The organism is Curvibacter fontanus, from assembly GCF_054780335.1.
This window is the reverse complement of the sequence record NZ_BAAGWN010000005.1, coordinates 1-21,369: the sequence shown is the minus strand read 5'-3', so window position 1 is coordinate 21,369 and position 21,369 is coordinate 1. Positions and strand designations below refer to the sequence as shown.

The 21,369-nt window shown below is 66.1% G+C and carries 23 protein-coding genes and 1 tRNA gene; 9 read left to right on the top strand and 15 right to left on the bottom strand.

The genetic code is table 11. The features are described 5' to 3' along the window. Window positions 1-15: 15 nt before the first annotated feature. The 6 genes from ACYVH8_RS03060 to ACYVH8_RS03035 form a co-directional block, all read right to left on the bottom strand. Entirely contained in the window at window positions 16-927 is a 912-nt protein-coding gene (locus ACYVH8_RS03060) for an ABC transporter substrate-binding protein (protein ID WP_460487408.1), read from the bottom strand. A gap of 76 nt (window positions 928-1,003) precedes the next feature. After that, window positions 1,004-1,951 (bottom strand): tripartite tricarboxylate transporter substrate binding protein, encoded by a 948-nt coding sequence (locus ACYVH8_RS03055; RefSeq protein WP_460487407.1) that lies wholly within the window; start codon window positions 1,949-1,951, stop codon window positions 1,004-1,006. Window positions 1,952-2,028: 77 nt separating this feature from the next. Then, window positions 2,029-3,369 (bottom strand): amidohydrolase family protein, encoded by a 1,341-nt coding sequence (locus ACYVH8_RS03050; protein WP_460487406.1) that lies wholly within the window; start codon window positions 3,367-3,369, stop codon window positions 2,029-2,031. 87 nt (window positions 3,370-3,456) lie between these two features. Continuing rightward, window positions 3,457-4,524 (bottom strand): NAD(P)-dependent oxidoreductase, encoded by a 1,068-nt coding sequence (locus tag ACYVH8_RS03045; RefSeq protein WP_460487405.1) that lies wholly within the window; start codon window positions 4,522-4,524, stop codon window positions 3,457-3,459. Between the two features lie 32 nt (window positions 4,525-4,556). Continuing rightward, on the bottom strand, window positions 4,557-5,225 hold the full coding sequence (locus tag ACYVH8_RS03040) for a GntR family transcriptional regulator (protein ID WP_460487404.1): 669 nt from the start codon (window positions 5,223-5,225) through the stop codon (window positions 4,557-4,559). Window positions 5,226-5,250: 25 nt separating this feature from the next. Continuing rightward, complete coding sequence (locus ACYVH8_RS03035) at window positions 5,251-6,975, bottom strand: thiamine pyrophosphate-binding protein (RefSeq protein ID WP_460487403.1); 1,725 nt, start codon at window positions 6,973-6,975, stop codon at window positions 5,251-5,253. Between the two features lie 174 nt (window positions 6,976-7,149). On the opposite strand from ACYVH8_RS03035, the gene ACYVH8_RS03030 reads away from it, so the two are divergent. After that, the gene (locus ACYVH8_RS03030) at window positions 7,150-8,703 is read left to right on the top strand and encodes a class I adenylate-forming enzyme family protein (RefSeq protein WP_460487402.1); all 1,554 of its coding nucleotides are present in this window, start codon (window positions 7,150-7,152) and stop codon (window positions 8,701-8,703) included. Window positions 8,704-8,717: 14 nt separating this feature from the next. On the opposite strand, the gene pcaF is transcribed toward ACYVH8_RS03030, so the two are convergent. The 3 genes from pcaF to ACYVH8_RS03015 all read right to left on the bottom strand — a co-directional run bounded on the left by pcaF (window position 8,718) and on the right by ACYVH8_RS03015 (window position 11,377). After that, a complete protein-coding gene (gene pcaF / locus ACYVH8_RS03025) occupies window positions 8,718-9,920 on the bottom strand; it encodes a 3-oxoadipyl-CoA thiolase (RefSeq protein WP_460487401.1) in 1,203 nt (400 codons plus the stop codon). A gap of 81 nt (window positions 9,921-10,001) precedes the next feature. After that, a complete protein-coding gene (locus ACYVH8_RS03020; protein WP_460487400.1) occupies window positions 10,002-10,673 on the bottom strand; it encodes a 3-oxoacid CoA-transferase subunit B in 672 nt (223 codons plus the stop codon). 2 nt (window positions 10,674-10,675) lie between these two features. Then, window positions 10,676-11,377 carry a 3-oxoacid CoA-transferase subunit A gene (locus tag ACYVH8_RS03015; RefSeq protein ID WP_460487399.1) on the bottom strand — a complete coding sequence of 234 codons (702 nt, stop codon included), beginning with the start codon at window positions 11,375-11,377 and terminating at the stop codon, window positions 10,676-10,678. An 85-nt stretch (window positions 11,378-11,462) separates the two neighbouring features. On the opposite strand from ACYVH8_RS03015, the gene ACYVH8_RS03010 reads away from it, so the two are divergent. Next, window positions 11,463-12,248, top strand: a complete 786-nt coding sequence (locus tag ACYVH8_RS03010) for an IclR family transcriptional regulator domain-containing protein (protein WP_460487398.1) — start codon at window positions 11,463-11,465, stop codon at window positions 12,246-12,248. Window positions 12,249-12,285: 37 nt separating this feature from the next. Continuing rightward, window positions 12,286-12,720: a DUF1841 family protein gene (locus tag ACYVH8_RS03005; protein WP_460487513.1), complete on the top strand. Its 435-nt coding sequence runs from the start codon at window positions 12,286-12,288 to the stop codon at window positions 12,718-12,720. An 83-nt stretch (window positions 12,721-12,803) separates the two neighbouring features. On the opposite strand, the gene ACYVH8_RS03000 is transcribed toward ACYVH8_RS03005, so the two are convergent. After that, window positions 12,804-13,466, bottom strand: a complete 663-nt coding sequence (locus ACYVH8_RS03000) for a c-type cytochrome (protein ID WP_460487397.1) — start codon at window positions 13,464-13,466, stop codon at window positions 12,804-12,806. A 97-nt stretch (window positions 13,467-13,563) separates the two neighbouring features. Here ACYVH8_RS03000 and ACYVH8_RS02995 point away from each other — a divergent pair, with 97 nt between their 5' ends. The 5 genes from ACYVH8_RS02995 to ACYVH8_RS02975 all read left to right on the top strand — a co-directional run bounded on the left by ACYVH8_RS02995 (window position 13,564) and on the right by ACYVH8_RS02975 (window position 16,654). Then, window positions 13,564-14,406: an AAA family ATPase gene (locus ACYVH8_RS02995; RefSeq protein ID WP_460487396.1), complete on the top strand. Its 843-nt coding sequence runs from the start codon at window positions 13,564-13,566 to the stop codon at window positions 14,404-14,406. Window positions 14,407-14,416: 10 nt separating this feature from the next. Next, on the top strand, window positions 14,417-14,641 hold the full coding sequence (locus ACYVH8_RS02990) for a hypothetical protein (RefSeq protein ID WP_460487395.1): 225 nt from the start codon (window positions 14,417-14,419) through the stop codon (window positions 14,639-14,641). Window position 14,642: 1 nt separating this feature from the next. Further along, entirely contained in the window at window positions 14,643-15,236 is a 594-nt protein-coding gene (locus ACYVH8_RS02985) for a GNAT family N-acetyltransferase (RefSeq protein ID WP_460487394.1), read from the top strand. Between the two features lie 10 nt (window positions 15,237-15,246). Next, entirely contained in the window at window positions 15,247-16,449 is a 1,203-nt protein-coding gene (locus ACYVH8_RS02980) for a vWA domain-containing protein (RefSeq protein ID WP_460487393.1), read from the top strand. 130 nt (window positions 16,450-16,579) lie between these two features. Next, window positions 16,580-16,654: transfer RNA gene (locus ACYVH8_RS02975), tRNA-Arg, on the top strand. Between the two features lie 36 nt (window positions 16,655-16,690). On the opposite strand, the gene ACYVH8_RS02970 is transcribed toward ACYVH8_RS02975, so the two are convergent. After that, window positions 16,691-17,248, bottom strand: a complete 558-nt coding sequence (locus ACYVH8_RS02970; RefSeq protein ID WP_460487392.1) for a hypothetical protein — start codon at window positions 17,246-17,248, stop codon at window positions 16,691-16,693. Between the two features lie 51 nt (window positions 17,249-17,299). On the opposite strand from ACYVH8_RS02970, the gene ACYVH8_RS02965 reads away from it, so the two are divergent. Beyond that, window positions 17,300-17,836 carry a DsrE family protein gene (locus ACYVH8_RS02965; protein ID WP_460487391.1) on the top strand — a complete coding sequence of 179 codons (537 nt, stop codon included), beginning with the start codon at window positions 17,300-17,302 and terminating at the stop codon, window positions 17,834-17,836. A gap of 53 nt (window positions 17,837-17,889) precedes the next feature. Here ACYVH8_RS02965 and soxB read toward each other — a convergent pair whose 3' ends face one another. The 4 genes from soxB to ACYVH8_RS02945 form a co-directional block, all read right to left on the bottom strand. Then, on the bottom strand, window positions 17,890-19,626 hold the full coding sequence (soxB, locus tag ACYVH8_RS02960) for a thiosulfohydrolase SoxB (protein WP_460487390.1): 1,737 nt from the start codon (window positions 19,624-19,626) through the stop codon (window positions 17,890-17,892). Between the two features lie 67 nt (window positions 19,627-19,693). Continuing rightward, window positions 19,694-20,350 (bottom strand): sulfur oxidation c-type cytochrome SoxX, encoded by a 657-nt coding sequence (gene soxX, locus ACYVH8_RS02955; RefSeq protein WP_460487389.1) that lies wholly within the window; start codon window positions 20,348-20,350, stop codon window positions 19,694-19,696. 15 nt (window positions 20,351-20,365) lie between these two features. Further along, window positions 20,366-21,160 (bottom strand): sulfur oxidation c-type cytochrome SoxA, encoded by a 795-nt coding sequence (gene soxA / locus ACYVH8_RS02950; protein ID WP_460487388.1) that lies wholly within the window; start codon window positions 21,158-21,160, stop codon window positions 20,366-20,368. 85 nt (window positions 21,161-21,245) lie between these two features. After that, window positions 21,246-21,369, bottom strand: a 124-nt coding sequence (locus ACYVH8_RS02945) for a thiosulfate oxidation carrier complex protein SoxZ (protein ID WP_460487512.1), incomplete at its 5' end; no start/stop codon positions are given.

The following is a 21,369-nucleotide window of genomic DNA, read 5'->3' as shown; positions in this document are numbered from 1 at the left end:
GCGGATCTCCTCTTGTTATGAACACTTCTGGATAGCCTGCTCGTAAGAGGACAGGTCCATGTACTTGCCGGGCGCTGGCGGGGTGCCGCCCCACATGCCCTCCATCTCGGCACGGATGGCCAGCACGGCGCGGAAACCCTCGGTGTTGAAACGGGCGTCCGGCGCCAGGCCGGCGCCCGGCGTGAGCAGCGCCTCGTAGGTGCCGGCCGCCGCCACCGGGTCGAGCTTGAAGCTGCGCATCAGCAGATCGATCATCTGCGCGCGGCGGGCCGGGTTCATGACCAGGCGCTGCCCTTCGATATAAGCCGCCAGATAGTCTTGCAACAGCTCCGCATGGGCTCGCGCCCAGTCGCGCAGGACAAACGCACCGGTGGCCTGGTAGGGCCCCAGCAGGGTGTACTGGCTGCCCAGGCTCTTGAGGCCCTGCTGGCGCACCGTGAAGGAGAAGGGCGGGTTGATCATGGCGGCCGCCAGCTGCGGGTCGGCCACCATGGCCGCAGCGCGCGGGCCGGTGCCGCCGGCCAGGCGCACGGTGTAGTCGCGGCCTTCCAGCAAACCATGGTTCTTGAGGATCTTCTTGGCCACCAGGGCGTAGGCCGTGTTGGGCGCATCGACCGCCAGCACCTTGCCGCGCAGATCGGCCATGGTCTGGATCTCCGGGCGCACCATGAACTCGTTCATGCCGGCGTCACCACCGAGCACGATGAGCACGTCCTGCCCCGCCTCCGCCATGGCCACGGCGTTGTCCACCGCGGCGTGGGCGATGTCGAAGCTGCCCGCGGCCAGGCCGGCGCGCTGCGCATCGGAGTTCGGCGTGTGCTGGATCTCCAGCGCCAGGCCACGCCGCGCAAAACAGCCGGCCTCCTGCGCCGCGAGCAGCGGCAGGTTGCTGGAGGTGTTGAAGATGTTGACGCGCAGTGGCTGCATGGGCAGGGATCTCCGCAAGGGTTCAGGACAGCCCCCTGCGACTCGGCAGGGGGGCTGCAGGGGGCGTGGCCAGGTCTTACTTGGGTGCGTCCTTCATGATGACGCTCAGGGTCGCGTGCTCTTCGCGGATGAAGGCGTCAAAACGCTCGGGGGTCATGGGCAGCGGCTCGCCACCGAGCTTGGCCATGCGTTCCTTGACGTCGGGCTGGGCCAGGGCCTTGCCGACCTCCTGGTTGAGCTTGTTGACGACATCGCGCGGCGTCTTGGCCGGCGCCAGCAGGCCGATCCAGAAGTCGAACACAAAACCGGGCACGCCGGCTTCGGACACGGTGGGCACCTCCGGCAGGGCCGAGGAACGCTGGGCCGTGCTGACCGCCAGGGCGCGCATGCGGTTGTCGCGGATCATCGGGATGGACGAGAGCACGGGCGTGAACATGAAGTCGACGCGGCCGGCCACGGTCTCGGTGATGGTCTCGGGCGTGCCCTTGAAGGGGATGTGGGTGGCCTGGATGCCCGTGACGGCGCGGAATTTCTCGGCGTTCACGTGGGTGGCGCTGCCGGTGCCGGCCGAAGCGTAGTTGAGCTTGCCGGGGTTGGCCTTGGCCGCAGCGATCAATTCCTGCACGTTCTTGATCGGGCTGTTGGCGCCCACCACCAGCACATTGGGCAGGGAGGCCAGCGGCGTGATGCCGGCAAAGTCGCCCACGGTGTCATAGCTCAACCCCGGGTAGAGCACCGGGTTGACCACGTGGCCGGTGGACACCACCAGCAGGGTGTAGCCGTCGGGTTCGCTCTTGGCCACGAAGGCCGAGCCCACCGTGCCGCCGGCCCCGGGTTTGTTATCGACGATCACGGTCTGGCCCCAGGCCGTGCCGAGTTTCTCGCCCACGATGCGCGCCATGATGTCCGTGGCACTGCCGGGCGTGAAGGGCACGACGATGCGGATCGGTTTGTTCGGATAAGCCTGCGCCAGCGCCAGGCCGGCACTCAGCAGCAGGGCTGCAGAAATAAGAACGCGTTTCATGTCTGTCTCCTTCAATAGTTATGACTCGAACACTCTGCGCTGCCCTCGGCCTCCAGGCGTAGGCAGCTTTTCTCTGCTTATCGCGACAAGCCCAACGCCGTCGTGATCTTGCGGCCTGAAGCCTGCAGCGCAGCGAGCTTCGGGACCAGGTCCACATCCACCAGTTTCCCGTGGCGCTTCTTCCAGCGCCCGGCCACCATCACGCTGTCGATATTGGCCAGTGTGGTCTGCATGACCACCGTGCTCACCGGGTCGTGCACGGGCTGCATGTTCAGGTCGTCGGCGCGGATCAGCACCAGGTCGGCCTGCTTGCCCGCGGCCAGGGTGCCGATGCGGTCGAGCCGGCCCAGCATGCGCGCGCCTTCCACCGTGACCCAGCCCAACGCCTCGCGCGTGGTGACGGTGGAGGTGGGGGGAATCGTTCCGCGCGCTTCGCGGTAGGCCACGTTGTCCAGGCTGCGCTGCACGCCCAAGGCCACACGGGCCTGGGTCAGCATGTCGCCGCTGAGCACGCTCTCCAGGTCCACCCCCAGCGACGGCGCCTTGCCATAGGCACGCAGGCGACCGGTGATGGGATGGCCATGGCCCTGGGTCATTTCGTTCTCGGCGGCCGCCGAGAAGCTCATGCCGAGATCGCAGAAACGTTTGAGCTGCGCGTCACTCAGGGCATGGCCGTGCACGATATTGATCTGCGGGCCCAGCAGGCCCTCGGCTTCGAGTTTTTCCCAGCCCTCCGGGGTGCGCGCCGCGCCACCGCCCTGGTGCAGGGAGCCGATGATGCCCAGCTCCCGGACCATGCGGAAGTCGTGCAGGGCCACCTCCAGCGTGGAGTAATGCGGCCCCAGCACGGCGGCGTGCACGCTCAGCAGTTCTTTGCCTTGGTGCGCCTTGAGCAGGCGTTCGACCTCGGCGCGCGGGTGCGGCACTTCCCAGAAGGGGCGCTCACCCGGTTTGGGATCGGGCTTGGGCGTGCCGTGGAAGAAGGCAGCACGGATGCCGGACTCCAGCAGACCCTGGATGGCCGCGTCGTTGTGCGCCGGGGTCTTGTTGTTGTGGCACCAGTCCCCCAGGGTGGTGGTGCCGCAGTTGAGCTGGTTGAGCGCTCCGACCAGCGTGGCGATGTACAGGTCCTGCGGCTCGAACACCGTGGCCAGGCCCGCGTGCATGTTCTTGAAGTACTCCAGCAGCGTCCAGTTGGCGGCCAGGCCGCGCAGCGCGGTCTGCCAGGTGTGCATGTGCGCATTGACCAGGCCCGGGATGACGATACAGCCTGTGGCGTCCACCAGCTGCGCGTCGTCGGCGTGGATGGCGGGCGCGATCTCGGTGATCGTGTCGCCCGTCACCAGCACGTCGGCGCGCGGCAGGTCGCCCAGCGCGTCCAGGGTGATGACGGTGGCGCCGCGAATCAGGGTGCGCATGGCATTACCCCCTCGCCCTCTGGGAGAGGGTTGGGGTGAGGGCATGGCGTGGCTTCGACAAGCTCAGCCCGAACTGATATTCCATGGTCAGCTCGACAGGCCGTCGGGGATCTGCAGGTTCAGCGGCTTGATCTGCAGGCCCGCGTCGTTCGCCGTCTCCTGCAGCAGGATCGCGAAGTCCACGTTGTCATGGCCGTGGCCCACCATGCGCGCGATCGACTCGCGTGTCGCGGCCGCCGAAGGCATGGGCACGCCGTGCGCCTTGGCCGCGCTCATGCCCAGGTCCATGTCCTTGAGCAGGAGCTTGGGGGTGAAGGTGACCTGGTCGAAATTCAGGTTGCTGAGCACCGGGGTCTTGTAGCGCGTGTACATGGAACCCAGCACCGAGTCGTTGATGCTTTCCAGGAAGACGTTGCGCGGAATGCCGGCCTTCTCGGCCAGCACGGTGATCTCGCAGAGGTTCTGGATGATCACGCCGAACATGGTGTTGTGCGCGATCTTCCAGATGCGGGCCAGCTCACCCTCGCCCACCCACATGACCTTGCGCGCCATGGCCTGCAGATAGGGCTCGACCTGCTCGTACAGCGCCTTGGGGCCGGACGACACCGTGAGCAGCTTGCCCGCCTTGGCCACCTTGGCGTTGCCCGAGACCGGGGTGCACAGATAACCCACGCCCATGCCTTCGAGCTTCTCGCGGATCTCGGCCGAGCCTTCCTGCGAGATGGAGGAACTGTCCACCACCACCTGGGGTTTCCTGGCGCCGGTCACGAGGCCGCCGGCGCCGAACAGCACGTCCTTGAGGTCGTCGGTGGTGGAGACCATGGTGAAAACCACGTCGCAGCTGGCCAGGTCGATCTTGCTGGTTTCGATCTTCGCGCCGTACTCGGCCAGATGCGCGGCCTTGGAGGCGGTGCGGTTCCAGACGTGGACGGTGTGGCCGGCCTTCAGCAGCTTGGTCACCATCGCTTCGCCCATACGACCCAGGCCGATCCAGCCGATTTTCTTGCTCATCAAGGTGTCTCCTCGTTCATGCGTTGGGGATGCGTCGCATCCCGAATCCCGCAGTGTTGAGCAAAGACGGCCCGGGGACAAGGCGGCCCCTGGAAAATCAGTTTTCCGTTGGGTGGAAAAAGGCTGCGCAAGAGGGCATGACACCACCGAAGCGGGCGCAGCCCTGCCGGCGCCGCTCAGCTGCGGCGCTGTTCCGCGCGCAGCCTGCGGATCATGAAATCAGCGGCCTCCAGGATGTGCTTGCGCGCCAGCCGCTCGGCGCGCGCGCCGTCTGCGGCGGCAACAGCCTCGAGCAGGGCTTCGTGCTGGTCCCAGATGTCGCGCGGCTTGTCGTCGCGCATGAGCACCTCGCCCATGACCCGCTGCGTATGGGTCCAGTGGGTCTGCATGGACGGCGCCACCAGCGGGTTGCCTGACAGGGTGTAGATGAAGTCATGAAAGGCCATGTCCGCAGCGATCATGGCGCCGACCGATCCGCTGGCCACGGCCTTGCGCCCGGCGCGGATCAGGGCCGGTCCCTGGGCCGCCGCCTGGGCAGCGCTGTCGTCGGCCGCCTTGCGAAACGCCAGGCCCTCGATGACGGCGCGCACGTCGTACATGTGACGCACATGGTCCAGATCCAGCGGGGCCACCAGCAGGCCGCGACCCGGCGCGTCGTTCAGCACGCCTTGCTTGCGCAGCAGGGTCAGGGCCTGCTGCACAGGCTGGCGCGATACGCCGAGCTGCTGCGCCAGTTGCTCCTGGATGATGCGCGCGCCCGGAGGCAGCTTGCCCGACGCGATCTCGGACAGGATGGCCTCATGCACCTGCTCGACCAGGCTGGGGGCGGCTTGCAGTGTCTTCATGGGGCGCTATGGTAGCGGCCCGGGCTCAGCCCTTGTCTCGCCAGGCCCGCTCGGCCTCGTCCCAGGCCGCCAGCGGCTGCAGGTCGGGCACCCAGGCCAGGCCGGACTTGGCGTCGGACGACACCGCCTGCGGCGTGACCACCACATCGAGCAGTGCGGGTCGATGGGCCATCGCGCGCGCGATGGCGCCCGGCAGGTCCTCGGCCCGCTCGACCCGCTCGGCGTGCATGCCGAAGGCGCGCGCCATGGCGGCGTGGTCGGCAAACTGCAGCTGTGTGCCCACGACCTTGCCGTGCGTTTCCTGCTGGTCACGAACCTCGATGGCCCACGAGCCATTGTTCGCCACCATCACCAGCACCGGCGCCTGATGCCGCACCGCCGTGTCGATCTCCATCGCATTGAAGCCGAAGGCGCCGTCGCCCGTGACCACCACGACGGTCTTGTCGGGGCAGACCAGGCTGGCCGCTATGCCAAAGGGCGTGCCCACGCCGATGCAGCCCAACGAGCCCGGGTCGAGGTAGGTCGTCGCCGGCAGGCCGACCCGGGCAAAACTGAGGAAGTCACCGCCGTCGGCCACGACCACGGCATCGGCGGGCAGCACGTCGCGCAATGCCGCCAGCGCGCGGTTCGGGTGCATGCGTCCGTCGCTGCCGGGCGGGGCCTGCCGCATGCCCTGCACCAGTTTCTCCGAGCGTTGCAGATGCTGCTGGCGCAGGCCCGAGAGCCAGGCCCCGTCGCTGGCGGGCGCGTGGGCGGGCGCGGCGTCGAGGATGGCCTGCAGCGCCAGCGCCGGATCGGCCAGCAGTTCCACCGCGCCACGGCGGTTGTCGCGCAGCTCGGCGGCGCAATCGGCGATGCGCAGGAACTCGGCCTGGCCGAAGACGGCGGGTGAACCGTAGGCGAGCTGGAAGTCCAGCCGCCGGCCGACGGTAAGGACCAGATCGGCCTGCCCCATCACCGCGCCGCGCATGGCGGCCACGACGCTCGGGTGATCATCGCTCACGAGCCCGCGGCTCTCGCCCGTATCCAGGTAGGCCGCGCCCAGGCGCGCGAGCAGCGCCGACAGCGCAGGCCCCGCGTTCCTGGCGCCGCGGCCCGAGATGACCAGCGGGCGCTTGGCGGCCCACAAGCGCGCCACGGCCGCCTGCACCGCCTGCGGGTGCGGCGAGAGGGGCCGCGCCGGGGGCGGGGCGAACATCTCGGGCAACTGCACGGCGCGCGCGACGTCCGCGCGCAGCGTGTCGACCGGGAAATCGAGGTAGACCGGCCCGGGCTCGCCCCCCTCGCCGAGGGCGCGCGCGACGGCCTCGGCCAGTTCCTGCGGCACCAGATCGGGATGGCGCACGGTGCGGGCGTAGCGCGTGAGGCTGGCCACCAGCTGGGTGTGCACGATGTCCTGCAGGGCGCCGCGGTTTTCCTGCGCGGTGGGGGGCAGGCCCGAGAGCACCAGCACCGGCGCCCGCGCCACATGGGCATTGGCCATGCCGGTCATGGCATTGGTCACGCCCGGCCCGGCGGTGACCAGCGCGACGCCGAGGCCGCCGCCCAGCTGCGCCTCGGCATGCGCCATGTAGACCGCGGCACGCTCGTCGCGCACGTCCACGATGCGGATGCCCTCGGCATCCAGCCGCATCCAGATCGGCATGATGTGGCCGCCGCACAGGCCGTACACGCGGCGCACGCCCCGCGCCTTGAGAAAGCGGGCGATGACGGCGGCAGCCGATTGCTCACCGATGGGGGGAGGGGCCATGGTCGTCTCCTTCGCAGATGCGTGAACCGGGGCCGGCGAGGGCCGGCCGGAAAAACCCGGGGCTTGACTGTTGATGAATTCTGAATTCAGAATTCACATATGTCAAGCCATCTGTCCTCCGGGATGCCCCATGCCCCGGAACGGCTTTCCACCCGCCCCTACCGGAGACCGCCCATGAGCCATCTACTCACCATTGCCGACGCCGTGGCCACCCACGCCAGACTCACACCCTCCAAGCTGGGCGCGCGCGATTCCCGCCGCCGGCTGAGCTACGCCGAATGGAACGAACGCGCCAGCCGGCTGGGCGCGGCCCTGCGCGGCCTGGGCCTGGCCCGGGGGGAAAGGGTCGGCGTGCTGGCCTACAACTGCGTGGCGTGGATGGAGATCTATGTCGGTCTGGCCCGCGCCGGACTGGTCGCCGTGCCGCTGAACTTCCGCCTGAGCGGCCCGGAAATCGCCTACATCCTGGACAACGCGGAGGTCGGCGCGGTGATCGCCGGCCCCGAGTTCTGCGCCACCGTGGACACCCTGCGCGCGCAGCTGCGCGTGCCCGCCGGACGTTATGTGACGCTGGGCGAGAGCGCACCCGCCGGCTGGACGGCCTACGAAGCGCTGATGGCCGGCGCCGATCCCGGCTTCGCCTTCGAACCGGTGCTCCCGGAGGACACCTGCGCGCTGATGTACACCTCGGGCACCACGGGTCGGCCCAAGGGGGCCCTGCGCAGCCACGGCGGCAGCACGCTGATTGCCCTGGCCACTGCGCTGGAGATGGGCTTCCAGCGCCAGGACACGGCGCTGCTGGTGATGCCGCTGTGCCACGCCAATTCGCTCTACTTCGGCACCACCTTCATCCACATGGGGGGCACCTGCATCATCGAGGACCGCCGCAGCTTCGACGCGCAGGCACTGCTGCGCACGCTGGCCGAGGACCGCGTCACCTTCACCTCGCTCGTGCCCACCCACTACATCATGATGCTGGCCTTGCCGCCCGAGGTGAAGCGCGGCTTCGACCTGAGCGCCGTGGGCAAGCTCATGGTCTCGTCGGCGCCGGCGCGGCCGGACACCAAGCGCGGCATCATGGAGCTGTTTCCCAACGGCCGGCTGTACGAGTTGTACGGCTCGACCGAGGCGGGTTGGGTGACCTTGCTGCGACCCGAGGAACAACTGAGCAAGCTCGGCTCCGTCGGGCGCGAATGGGCGGGCAGCGGCCCGATACGATTGCTCGACGAGCGGCGGCAGGAGGTGGCGGACGGCGAGGTGGGTGAACTCTTTTCGCGCACGGCCTACGTGTTCGACGGCTACTGGAAGAATGCCGACAAGACGGCCGAGGCTTTGGACGGCGAATGGTGCTCGGTGGGTGACATGGCGCGGCGCGATGCCGACGGCTACATCTGGCTGGTAGACCGCAAGAGCAACATGATCATCAGCGGTGGCGAGAACATCTATCCCTCGGAGGTGGAGGGCGTGCTGGGCCTGCACCCCAAGGTGCGCGACGTGGCCGTCATCGGCGTTCCGCACGAGAAATGGGGCGAGACGGCGATGGCGGTCATCGTGCTGCACCAGGGCGAGAGCGCCAGCGCCGACGAAATGCGCGACTGGTGCCGCCAGCGCCTGGCTGGCTTCAAGTGCCCGGGCCAGGTGGTGTTCGTGGAGGACGCACAGATGCCGCGCACCGCCACGGGCAAGGTGCTGCACCGGCTGCTGCGGCAGCGCTACGCCGGGGGATAACCGGAAGCCCGTACTCAGACCCGTTCGAGGATCACCGCGATGCCCTGCCCCACGCCGATGCACATGGTGCACAGGGCGTAACGGCCGCCGCTCCTGTGCAGCTGGTTCACCGCCGTGGTGGCCAGACGCGCGCCCGAAGCGCCCAGCGGATGGCCGAGCGCAATGGCGCCACCATTGGGATTGACGCGGGAATCGTCGTCACGCACCCCCAGCTGGCGCAGCACGGCCAGGCCCTGGGCGGCGAAGGCCTCGTTGAGCTCGATCACGTCCATCTGCGCCATCGTCAACCCCGTGAGCGCCAGCACCTTCTGCGTGGCCGGCGCCGGGCCGATGCCCATGATGCGCGGGGCCACGCCGGCCGTGGCCATGCCCACGATGCGGGCGCGCGGGTTCAGGCCATGCTTCTTGGCGGCATCCTCACTCGCCAGCAGCAGGGCGCAGGCGCCGTCGTTCACACCCGAGGCGTTGCCCGCTGTCACCGTGCCGCCTTCGCGCACGATGGGCTTGAGTTTGGCCAGGGCCTCCATCGACGTCTCGCGCGGGTGCTCGTCCCTGCTGACCACGATGGCATCGCCCTTCTTCTGGGCGATGGACACGGGCGTGATCTCGGCGTCGAAGTATCCGGCCTTCTGCGCGGCCACGGCCTTGAGCTGAGAGGCCAGGGCCATTTTGTCCTGGTCTTCCCGGTTGATCTTGTATTCGTCGGCCACGTTCTCGGCCGTCTCGGGCATGGAGTCAGTGCCGTATTTCTGCTTCATGAGCTTGTTCACGAAGCGCCAGCCTATGGTGGTGTCGAAGATCTCGGCGCTGCGGCTGAAGGCGCTTTCGGCCTTGCCCATCACGAAAGGCGCGCGGCTCATGCTTTCCACACCACCGGCGATCATCATCGTGGCCTCGCCGGCCTTGATGGCGCGTGCCGCGCTGCCCAGCGCGTCCAGCCCCGAGCCGCAGAGGCGGTTCACGGTGGAGGCCGGCACCTCGGGCGGCAGGCCGGCCAGCAGGGCCGCCATGCGGCCCACATTGCGGTTGTCTTCGCCGGCCTGGTTGACGCAACCGTAGATCAGGTCGGTCAAGGCCGCCCAGTCCACCTGGGGATTGCGCGCCATCAGCGCGGCGATGGGGATGGCGCCGAGGTCATCGGTGCGCACGCTGGAGAGCACGCCCCCGTAACGGCCGAAGGGGGTGCGGATGGCGTCGCAGATGTAGGCTTGATTCATGGTCTATCCTTTCGTGAATTTTGTTCCCTCTCCCCCTGGGAGAGGGTTAGGGTGAGGGCTCGTCGCCCGCCCGACATGCCCTCACCCCTGCCCTCTCCCAAAGGGAGAGGGAGTAAGACCTATCGGCAGGCCGATCATCCTTTCGAGTTCGGCATGTGTCAGGCCGTCGATCAGATCGACGAGCCTGAGCCCCTGCGGCGTGCAGTCCAGCGTGCAGACATCCGTGTAGACACGCTTGACGCAGGCGATGCCGGTGAGCGGGTAACTACAGGTCTGCACGATCTTGCTCTCGCCCTGCTTGGTCAGCAAATCCATCATGACCCAGGTCTGCCTGGCGCCGACCGCCAGGTCCATGGCGCCACCCACGGCGGGGATCGCGTCCTTCTCGCCCGTGTGCCAGTTGGCCAGGTCACCGGTCGCGCTGACCTGGAAGGCACCGAGCACGCAGATGTCCAGGTGGCCGCCGCGCATCATGGCGAAGCTGTCGGTGTGGTGGAAGTAGGAGCCGCCGGGCAGCAGCGTCACCGGCTGCTTGCCGGCGTTGATGAGATCGTAGTCCTCCTGCCCCGCGAGTGGGGCCGGGCCCATGCCCAGCAGGCCGTTCTCGCTGTGCAGCAGCACTTCACGATCTTTCGGGATGTGGTTGGCCACCAGCGTGGGCTGGCCGATGCCCAGGTTGACCACCGCGCCCTCGGGAATGTCCCGGGCCACACGCGCGGCCAGCTGGTCTTTGCTGCGTTTTTGATAGCTCATGGTCAGGCTGCCTTTTTGAAACCGCCCGCTTGGGTGGTTTGACGGGGAATCTTGACGATCTTGCTGACATAGATGGCCGGCGTCACAACGGCCTCGGGGTCCAGGCCGCCCAGCTCGACGATCTCGTGCACGCTGGCGATGGTCTGCTGGCAGGCCATGGCCATGCTGGGGCCGAAGTTGCGCGCGGTTTTGCGGTAAGTCAGGTTGCCCCAGCGGTCGCCGCGCTCGGCCTTGACCAGCGCCACGTCGCCATGGATGGGTTGCTCCAGCACATAACCCTTGCCGTCGATCACGCGGGTCTCCTTGCCCTGGGCCAACTCGGTGCCGTAGCCGGTGGGCGTGAAGAAACCGCCGATGCCGGCGCCCGCCGCGCGGATGCGCTCGGACAGATTGCCCTGGGGCACGAGCTCGAGTTCCAGCTTGCCGCTGCGGTACAAGCCGTCGAAGACAAAACTGTCGGCCTGGCGCGGGAAGCTGCAGATGATCTTGCGCACGCGGCCCGTGGCCAGCAGCGCAGCCAGCCCCGTGTCGCCGTTGCCGGCGTTGTTGTTCACCACCGTGAGATCCCTGGCGCCCTGCGCAATCAGGCCGTCGATCAGCTCCAGCGGAATGCCCGCCGTGCCGAAGCCGCCGATCATGACGGTGGAACCGTCCTTCACACCAGCCAGCGCCTCGTCCACCGAGGCCGCGATCTTGTTGATCATGGGATGTGCTCCTGCCTTCGATTTGTTCGTATATAGAACATTTGTTCGTATAATGAATTCTAATCCAGATCCTTCCGACCGCCCCATGCCCCCTGCCACCCCCGCGACAGCGCCACAGCCCGGCGACAGCTATGTGCAATCCTTTGCGCGCGGGCTGGAGGTCATCCGCTCCTTCAGCGCCCAGACACCGCAACAGACCCTGAGCGAAGTCGCCGCCCGCACCGGCCTCACACGCGCCGGTGCGCGCCGCATCCTGCTCACGCTGCAGACCCTGGGCTACGTGGAAAACGACGGCCGCCTGTTCCGCCTGACCGCGCGCATCCTGGACCTGGGCTTCGCCTACCTCTCCTCCATGCCGATCTGGAACCTGGCCGAACCGGTGATGGAAGCGCTGGTGGACGAAGTGAAGGAGTCCTGCTCGGCCGCCGTGCTCGAGGGCACGGACATCGTCTACGTGCTGCGCGTGCCCACGCACAAGATCATGCGCAACACCCTGGGCGTGGGTTCACGCCTGCCGGCCTACTGCACCAGCATGGGCCGGGTGCTGCTGGCCGGCCTGGACGACGAGGAGGTGCTGCGTCGCCTCAAAGCTTCACGCCCCAAGGCCCTGACGAAACACACGGTCACCGACCTGGAAGCCCTGCTGGCCAAGGTACAGCAGGTGCGCCGTCAGGGCTGGAGCCTGGTGAACCAGGAACTGGAGGAAGGCCTGATCTCGCTGGCCGCGCCCATCACGGACCGCAGCGGCCGTTTCATCGCGGCACTCAACCTCAGCGGCCAGGCCAACCGCACCAACACCAAGGTGGCGCAGGAGACGCTGCTGCCGGCCCTGCTGCAGGCCGCCCAGACCATCTCCCGTCGACTGGGCTGAAGCGCCCGCCAGAAGGCTCGCCGATAATCGCCCCATGATGTTCCAGCCCTCCCAGGCCGACGTGCGCCGCTTCTTTTGCGGCGTCTACGCCAAGGCCCGCGCCAACCAAGCCCTGGAGGCCATCGAGCTGCTGGCCAGCCAATGGATCGCCGAGCACCCCGAGTACCACGCCGAGCTGGCCGATCTGGACGGCGCCTTGGCCAGCATGGCCCAGGCCGAGCCCGGGCGCGAGAACCCCTTCCTGCACCTGTCCATGCACCTGTCCATCAGCGAACAGTGCAGCATCGACCAGCCACGCGGCATACGCCAGGCCGTGGAGCTGCTGGCCGCGAAACGCGACGATCTGCACGCGGCCCACCACGGCGTGATGGACTGCCTGGGCCGCATGGTCTGGGAAAGCCAGCGCGCCGGCCGCCCACCGGACGGAGCGGCCTATATCGATTGCGTGCAGCAGCAGGCCACGAAGGACTGAGCAGCACACCGCTGGCGGACAGGCTGGAGGGCCATAAAAAAAGCCGCTCATCGAGCGGCTTTTTTGTGTGCGGGAAGTGGCGCTTAGCGGAACTCGCTCTGCGGCACGGTCTTGAGGTCACCCGGCAGGCTGCTGACGTAACCGGCCAGTTCCTTCAACTCGGCGTTGGAGAACTGCTTGGCGATGCCGCCCATGATGCCGTTGGCGCGACCCCAGGTGGCGGCGCCTTCGGTCTTGTAGGACTTGAGCGCCACGAAAATATAGTCGGCCGGCTGGCCCCCCACCTTGGGGTAGCTCGGGTCGATCGGCTTGTTGAAGTTGTCGCCATGGCAGGCGATACAACTACCCTTGTTCAGCAGCTCGGCCACCTTGGCCGATGCTGCCGGCGCGGCCTTGACGGCAGCGCTGCCGCCCATGCCGTGCTCGGAGTAATACGCCGCTACATCGGCCATGTCCTGGTCGTTCAGGCTGTCGGAGATGGCGCGCATGGTGGGGTGCTTGCGCTCGCCCTTCTTGTAGGCGTTCAGGGCGGACACGATGAACTTGGCGTTCTGGCCCGAGATCATGGGCACGCGGTAGATCTCAGGAAAGCTGGCCTGGTAACCCTGGATACCGTGACAGCCGATGCACATGGCGATCTTGGTCGCGCCGGCCTTGGCGTCACCCTTGGCTTCCTGGGCGTGGGCGGAGAACACCGTCGCAGAAGCGACAAGCAGGGAGATAAGCGTCAGCAACAGTTTGTTCATTTTGCGAGGACAATCAGCCAGTGGTTGATATAAATCAGCCTGACATTATATCTACCGCCAAAACCGGGTTTCCCAGCCCCCGACACCCCTGCTGCCCATGAAATTCCAAGGTACCTCGAACTACGTCGCCACCCAGGATCTGATGCTGTCGGTCAATGCCGCCATCACACTCAAGCGCCCCCTGCTGGTCAAGGGCGAACCCGGCACCGGCAAGACCATGCTGGCCGAGGAAGTGGCCGCGGCCCTGAAGCTGCCCCTGCTGCAATGGCACATCAAGTCCACCACCAAGGCCCAGCAGGGCCTGTACGAGTACGACGCGGTCAGCCGCCTGCGTGACAGCCAGCTGGGCGAGGAGAAGGTCAAGGACATCCACAACTACATCGTCAAGGGTGTGCTCTGGCAGGCCTTCACGGCCGACCAGCCCGTGGCCCTGCTGATCGACGAGATCGACAAGGCCGACATCGAATTCCCCAACGACCTGCTGCGGGAAATCGACCGCATGGAGTTCTACTGCTACGAGACGCGCGAGCTGATCAAGGCCAGGCACCGCCCCCTGGTCTTCATCACCTCCAACAACGAGAAGGAGCTGCCCGACGCCTTCCTGCGCCGCTGCTTCTTCCACTACATCAAGTTCCCCGACGCCGAGACCATGGCCAAGATCGTGGCCGTGCACTTCCCCGGCCTCAAGCAGGAGCTGCTGGGCGCGGCCATGAAAACCTTCTTCGACGTGCGCAACCTGCCCGGCCTCAAGAAAAAACCCTCCACCAGCGAACTGCTGGACTGGCTCAAGCTGCTGCTGGCCGAGGACATTCCGGCCGAGGCCCTGCAGAGCAGGGACGAGAAGGTGACTGTGCCGCCGCTGGTGGGCGCCCTGCTCAAGAACGAGCAGGACGTGAGCCTGTTCGAAAAACTGGTGTTCATGCAACGCAATAACCGCTGAGGCCTGCGCGATGACGAACAAACTCCTGCTCGAAGGCCTGTCCGACGCCGTCGGTTTTGTCGGCGGCGCCCTGGCCGGCTACTGGGCCGGCATCCTGCTGGGCTGGGATATCTTCGCAGAAGGCTACGGCGGCACCAGCATAGTCGCCATCGTGCTCGTGGGCCTGGGCGGCGGCCTGGGGCTGCAGGGGGCCCGTCGCTGGCGCGCCCGCAAGAGCGGAGAACGGGAAAGCTGAAATGGCCTTCGTCGAGCCCGTCACCCTGGCGCTGCGGGGCGTGCAGCTGGTGCCGCTGGGCCTGGAACACGAGGCGGGCCTGCGCGCCGCGGCGGCCGATGGCGCGCTCTGGAAGCTGCGCGTGACCGGTGTGCCCACGCCGGACGAGACCCCTGCCTACATCGAGACGGCCCTGAAGATGCGCGCCGAAGGCAGCCGCTTCGCCTTTGCCGTCGTGGAAGAACTCAGCGGCCGTGTGCTGGGTTGCACCAGCTACCATGACATCCTGCCGGCGGTGAAACGCGTGGAGATCGGCTACACCTGGTACGCGAAAAGCGTGCAGCGCACCCACGTGAACACCACGTGCAAGCTCATGCTGCTCACCCACGCCTTCGACGCCCTCGGCTGCCATGTGGTGGGCTGGCGCACCGACAACTTCAACTTCGCCTCGCAGGCCGCCATTGAGCGCCTGGGCGCGAAAAAAGACGGCGTGATCCGCGGCCAGGCCCTGCGGCGCGACGGCACCATCCGCGATACCGTGATGTACAGCCTGCGCAGCGGCGAATGGCCCGAGGTCCGCGCGCATCTGCACTACTTGCTGGACAAACCGCACTGAGGAGCTCGTCATGCTGATCGACTTCTTCTACACCCTGCGCTCGGCCAAGCTGCCGGTCTCGGTCAAGGAATACCTGACCCTGCTCGAAGCGCTTCAGGCGGGCGTGGTCGGCCCCAAGGCCGACCCCGAAGGAGGCAGCGCTTACTCGGTGGACGACTTCTACTACCTGAGCCGCACCACGCTGGTGAAGGACGAGAAGCACTACGACAAGTTCGACCGCGCCTTCTCCGCCTACTTCAAGGGGGTGGAGATGCTGACCGACTTCACCAGGGACATCCCGCTGGAGTGGCTGCGCAAGAACCTGGAGCTCAACCTCAGCCCCGAGGAGAAGGCCGCCATCGAGAAGATGGGCTGGGACGAGCTCATGGAGACGCTCAAGAAGCGTTTCGAGGAACAGAAGGAGCGCCACGAGGGTGGCAGCAAATGGATCGGCACGGGCGGCACCAGCCCCTTCGGCGCCAACGGCTACAACCCCCAGGGCATCCGCATCGGCCAGGACAAGAGCCGCAACAAGAACGCCATCAAGGTCTGGGACCAGCGCGCCTACAAGGACTACGACGACACCCAGGAATTGGGCACGCGCAACATCAAGGTGGCGCTGCGCCGCCTGCGCCGCTTCGCGCGCGAAGGCCACGAGCTGGAGCTGGACCTGCCCGACACCATCCGCGCCACCGCCGAGAACGCCGGTTATCTGGACATCCGACTAGTGCCCGAGCGTCACAACAACGTGAAGGTGCTGCTGCTCATGGACGTGGGCGGCACCATGGACGAGCACATCGCACGCGTGGAGGAGCTCTTCAGCGCCACCAAGACCGAGTTCAAGCACCTGGAGTTCTACTACTTCCACAACTGCGTCTACGACTTCATGTGGAAGAACAACCGGCGTCGCTACAGCGAGAAATTCCCGACCTGGGACATCATCCGCAAGTACAACAAGGACTACAAGCTGATCTTCGTGGGCGACGCCACCATGAGCCCCTACGAGATCCTGCAGCCCGGCGGCAGCGTGGAATACAACAACGAGGAAGCCGGCGCCGAATGGCTGCAGCGCCTCACGAACGCCTTCCCCAAGTTCGCCTGGATCAACCCCGAGCCCCAGGGCGTCTGGCAGTACCGCCAGAGCATCGGCATCATGCAGCAGCTCATGAACCACCGCATGTACCCGCTGACCATCAAGGGCATCGAGGAAGCCATGCGCCTGCTGACCAAGTGACGCAGGCCAGCCGCGCCGCGCGCGGTTGAACCCTCTCCTCCCTCCGCGGGCGGAGGGAGGCCGGGAGGGAGGTGCCCACATACGGCCACACGGTGGCCGGTACCACGCCATTTACAATGGCGTGGTACCGGCCACCGTAGTTCAATGGATAGAACGGCCCCCTCCTAAGGGGCAGATACAGGTTCGATTCCTGTCGGGGGCACCACACTGACACCCTCTCACCGGCGTCGCACCGCCCGCTTCACGGAATGATGTTCTGCAGCGGCCCCATCGGGCGCTGGATGATTTCCACTTCATCCACCTTGGGCTGGCCACCCCAGGAGCGGTAGACCACCTGATCGCCGACGAACAGCACCAGTGCGTTGAAACGCCAGCCCGTGGTCTCCGTGCGGCGGTAGAAATTCAGGAAGTCGGGCCAGAAGGAGCCCGTGCGCACCCTGGAAATCCGGGCGCCGACGATTTCCACACCGCGACAGGCGTCACGCGCTTCCAGACAGGCCACCACCCCCTGGTCCAGATCGTCACGCCTGAGCAGCGAGCCTGACGCAAAACGGTGGGCCACATCGGCGTGGGTCAGCCAGGTCATATTGGGATGCTGGGTGAGCGCAAAGCCGTTGTTCTCCATCGCCTTGCGGTCACTCTTGCGCGGCTCCAGCGCCTCGACAGCCGTGCGCGCCTCGTCAAAACTCTGGAAACTCGTGGAGTTGGTATGCGTTTCGGGCAGCAGGGTCGAACAGGCGGTGAGCAAGCCTGCCAGAGTCAGCGAGAGCAGGCGCTTGCACAGCATGCGGTATCTCATGAGAACTATCATGACGGTCTCGCCAGGCCTCTGGCCATAAGGAGTTCCCCCATGTTGCGCCTGAGCACCGTGCTTTTGTACGCCCGCACCTGCCTCGTCATGGTCCTGCTGCTGGCCTTCCAGGCCGCTCCCGCCCTGGCCCAGGCCAAGGTGGTGCGGACGCCCTACCAGAACCCCAAGGCATTGGTCGACATCTTCCTCGACGACCCGGCCAAGCTGGGCGCGGCCCTGTACTGGGTGCGCAGCCTGGTCAATCCGCTGACCGAGGCGCCCTACAGCATGTTCCCTGAAGACATGAGCATCATCGTGCTGCTGCACGGCACCGAGATCGTGACGCTGGCGAAGAAGAACCAGGAGCGTTACCAGGAAGTTCTGCAGCGCATGCGCTACTACGCCGACATGGGCGTGAAGTTCAAGGTCTGCGGTCTGGCGCTGCAGGACTACGGCTACACCGCGGCCGACATGCAGGACTTCGTGGAGGTGACGCCCTCGGCCATCACCGAGCTGATGCACTGGCAGAACCAAGGTTATGCGCTGATCCCTGCCATCGTGCTGGACAAGAAGTTTTCCATCGAGCAGATCCGCTGAAACGAGAACAGGCCCCGCAGGACCCGTGCTCATGCTCATGCGGGTGCCCTGCCTTACAGCGCGGCGTAGCCCGGGTTGGGCAGCACGCCCTCGACCTTCGGCATGTTGAGCTTGCGCGGCGCCACCTTGCCGCCACGCGCCTTGAGCCAGGTCTCGACCACGTCCCAGACCAGCTTGTTGCCGGCGCTCTTCGCCTCTTCGGCCACCGGGGCCCAGCCGGCCACCTTGTAGCTCTTGTCGGCTTCGATCAGCTTGCCGTTCAGGCGCATGTTGTCGATGCGCTTGCCCATGCCGGCCAGCGGGTTGCAGCTGTATTGCAGCCCACCCACGCGCACCATGTCGCCGCCCTGCTGGTAATAGGGATCGGGGTTGAAGAGGTTGTCGCAGACGTCTTCCAACACGGTCTTGATCATGGCGCCGCTCATCTCGCTGACCGTGGCGTAGGAGTAGGTGGTGGCCGTCATGTCCATGAGCCATTCACGCGTGATGGCCTGGCCCTGCAGCAGGCTGGTGCCCCAGCGGAAGCCCGGGGAGAAAGCGAGGTCCGCGCCCTGCACATCGATCAGCGCATCCAGCAGCAGCTGGTCGCCCGTGCCGTTGAAATTGCCACGGCGGTACAGCGTGCCTTCGGTCACGGCCAGCACCTCGCCCAGCTTGTTCTCGTAGGGCGCACGGACCTTCGTGATCAGCGCGTCCATCTCGCGGTCGGCCGGCAGCATGTTGGCGAAGATGGGCAGCAGCTTGTAGCGGAAGTCGCTGACCTTTTTATCCTTGACCTCGAAGTCCAGCACACCCAGGAACTTGCCGTTGGAGCCGGCATTGGTGACGATGGTCTGGCCGCCCTTGTTGCTGACGATACTCGCCACGGGCATGCCGTCGTGCGTGTGGCCGCCCAGGATGGCGTCGATGCCGCTCACGCGGCTGGCCATCTTGAGGTCCACGTCCATGCCGTTGTGCGAGAGCACCACCACCACCTGGGCCCCCTTGGCGCGCACCTCGTCCACCACCTTCTGCATGCTCTCGTCCTGGATGCCGAAGGACCAGTCCGCCACCATGTAGCGCGGATTGGCGATGGGGGTGTAGGGAAAGGCCTGGCCGATGATGGCGCAGGGCACGCCGTTCATCTCGCGGATCACATAGGGCTTGAACACCGGGTCGCCGAAGTCGGCGGTGGTGACGTTCTGCGCCACGAAATCGATCTTGCCGGCGAAGTCCTTCTCGATGATCTCCTTGACCCGCTCCATGCCGTAGGTGAACTCCCAATGGCCGGTCATGATGTCCACGCCCAGCAGCTTGCAGGCGTCCACCATGTCCTGCGCATTCGTCCACAGCGAGGTGGCCGAACCCTGCCAGGTGTCACCACCGTCCAGCAGCAGCGAACCGGGGCGGCTGGCACGCAGGCGCTTGACCAGGGTGGCCAGGTGCGCGAAACCGCCGACCTTGCCGTAACGGCGCGCGGCCTTCTCGAAATCGAGATAACTCAGGGCATGGGCCTCGGCCGAGCCGGGACGCACCTTGGCCACCTTGAGCAGATGCTCGCCCACCAGATGCGGCAGGCGGCCCTTCATGCTGCCGATGCCCAGGTTCACGTTGGGCTCGCGGAAATGGATGGGCTTGAGCTGCGCATGGCAATCGGTCATGTGCAGGAAGGACACCTGGCCGAACTTCGGGATGTCGTACAGGCCCTGGGCCGCGGTGGCTGCATCGGCTTCGGCGTAAGCGCCCAGACCCATGCCGGCCATGGTGCCGGCGCCCAGCACCTGCATGAATTCACGTTTGGAAAGATTCATATTTCTGCATCCACTGATGTAAGTGAAGTAAAAAAGGCCCGGGACGACCCGGGCCGATGGTAGACGTTTACTGGTTGACGGGCGACTTGGGGTCAAGCAGCAGGGCCATGATGTGCTTGACCTGCTGTTCGTTCAGCACGCCTGCGTGGCCCGCGCGCGGCATTTGAGAGCAGGCGCTGTAAGCCTTGGCGTTCCAGATCTTGCCCCAGGTGTACTGGATGATGGCGGCGGACTCGGGTGCGTACAGATTGCTCACACCGCGTATCTTGCCGTAGTTGTACAGGCTCGGGCCCAGCGTGCCATAGGAGATCTCGGTCTTGCTGATCTGGTGGCAGTTGTAGCAGTTGCCGCCGTTCTCGCTGCCGGCTGGATCGCTCCAGGTCTTGCCACGGCCGCTCTGGGCGATCTTTTCGCCTTCCTTCCAGTCGCCGATGTACTGGCCACCTGCAGGCCACTGGATGGATGCGAAATTGGCGGCTTCGATGGACTTGGCCACTTTCTCATCCAGCGGCTTGCCCGCCACATCTGCGGCGCTGCACGCGCTGTTGGCCTCGTCCTGCACCAGGCGGTCCACCTTGGCCTGGCCCTGGTCGCGGAAGGAGGACTGGGCGATCCGGGTCGTCAGTTGATCCAGTTCAGCGCTATCGGGCAGGCTGGAGCAACCGGCCACCAGCGCGGCGGCCAGGGCCGCAGCGCAGACTATGTACAGAGTTTGTTTCTTCATGGTATCGGTCTCCTCTTAACGCTTGAGAGCTGGGGCGATGGACTCGCCACCCTTGCCGTTGACACCCATGTACACACCCAAGGCGATCGTGGCTTCGCTGCCATAGCCCGGGTAGGGGAAACGCTGCTGACGGTAGCAGTCGTTCAGGCGCCGCTGCATGCCCCACAGTTCACCGGAGGAAACGCGGTAGGCGGGCCAGGCGCCGAAGCCGGCGCCCGCACCCGGGTTCTTGGTCAGATTGGGCAGATCCTGCAGGCGGATACGTTTGCCTTCTTCACCGTGACAGGTGGCGCAGGCAAAGTCATGGCTGCCACCGCGCATGAAAAACAGGCGCTTGCCCACTTCATACATGGTCTTTTCCTGTGCGTGATCCTGCGGCAGCTGGAATTTCATGCCGCGCGATTCGGAGGAGATCCAGGCCACCAGGCCTTCGATATGGGCCTGCTCCCCCTTGCCAAACGGCGTCTTGGCAATCTCGGCTGCATTGAAGCCCTGCAGGGTCTCCATGCAGGTCAACAGGCGCGACTCCAGGTCCTGCACCTTGTTGGTATCGGCAAAGTAGCGCGGCAGTTCGACGAAAGCACCCTTGACCACACCCGGACCCTTGCCCAGATCGCACTTCTCCAACGACATGCTCTTGGGGCCGCGCTTTTGCTTCCAGAGGTCTTCCCCCTTGGCCTCGAACAGCTCGGCAGGATTGCCGTCGGCCAGCAAGGCACGGTATTCGGCTATGCCGTCGGCCGCGGATTTCTGCGCCAGCGCAGCACCGCTGATCATGAGGGCGCCTAGCGCCAGGGTCCAACGTTTCATGTCTGTCACCTCGTCGGTTTTTGTAAAAGCAAAAAATGGAGAAGGGCAAGCGCGCCTTCTCCATCCGTGTTTGCGTCGTGCCGGGTCAGGAGACCGTGGCTTCGTCGGTGCGGCTGTCGCCCTTGTTGTCCTTCCAGCTCACGCTGACCTTGTCACCGGCCTTGGCGCCCTTGACAACGAACTGCATGAACGGGTTCTTGGACACGGCC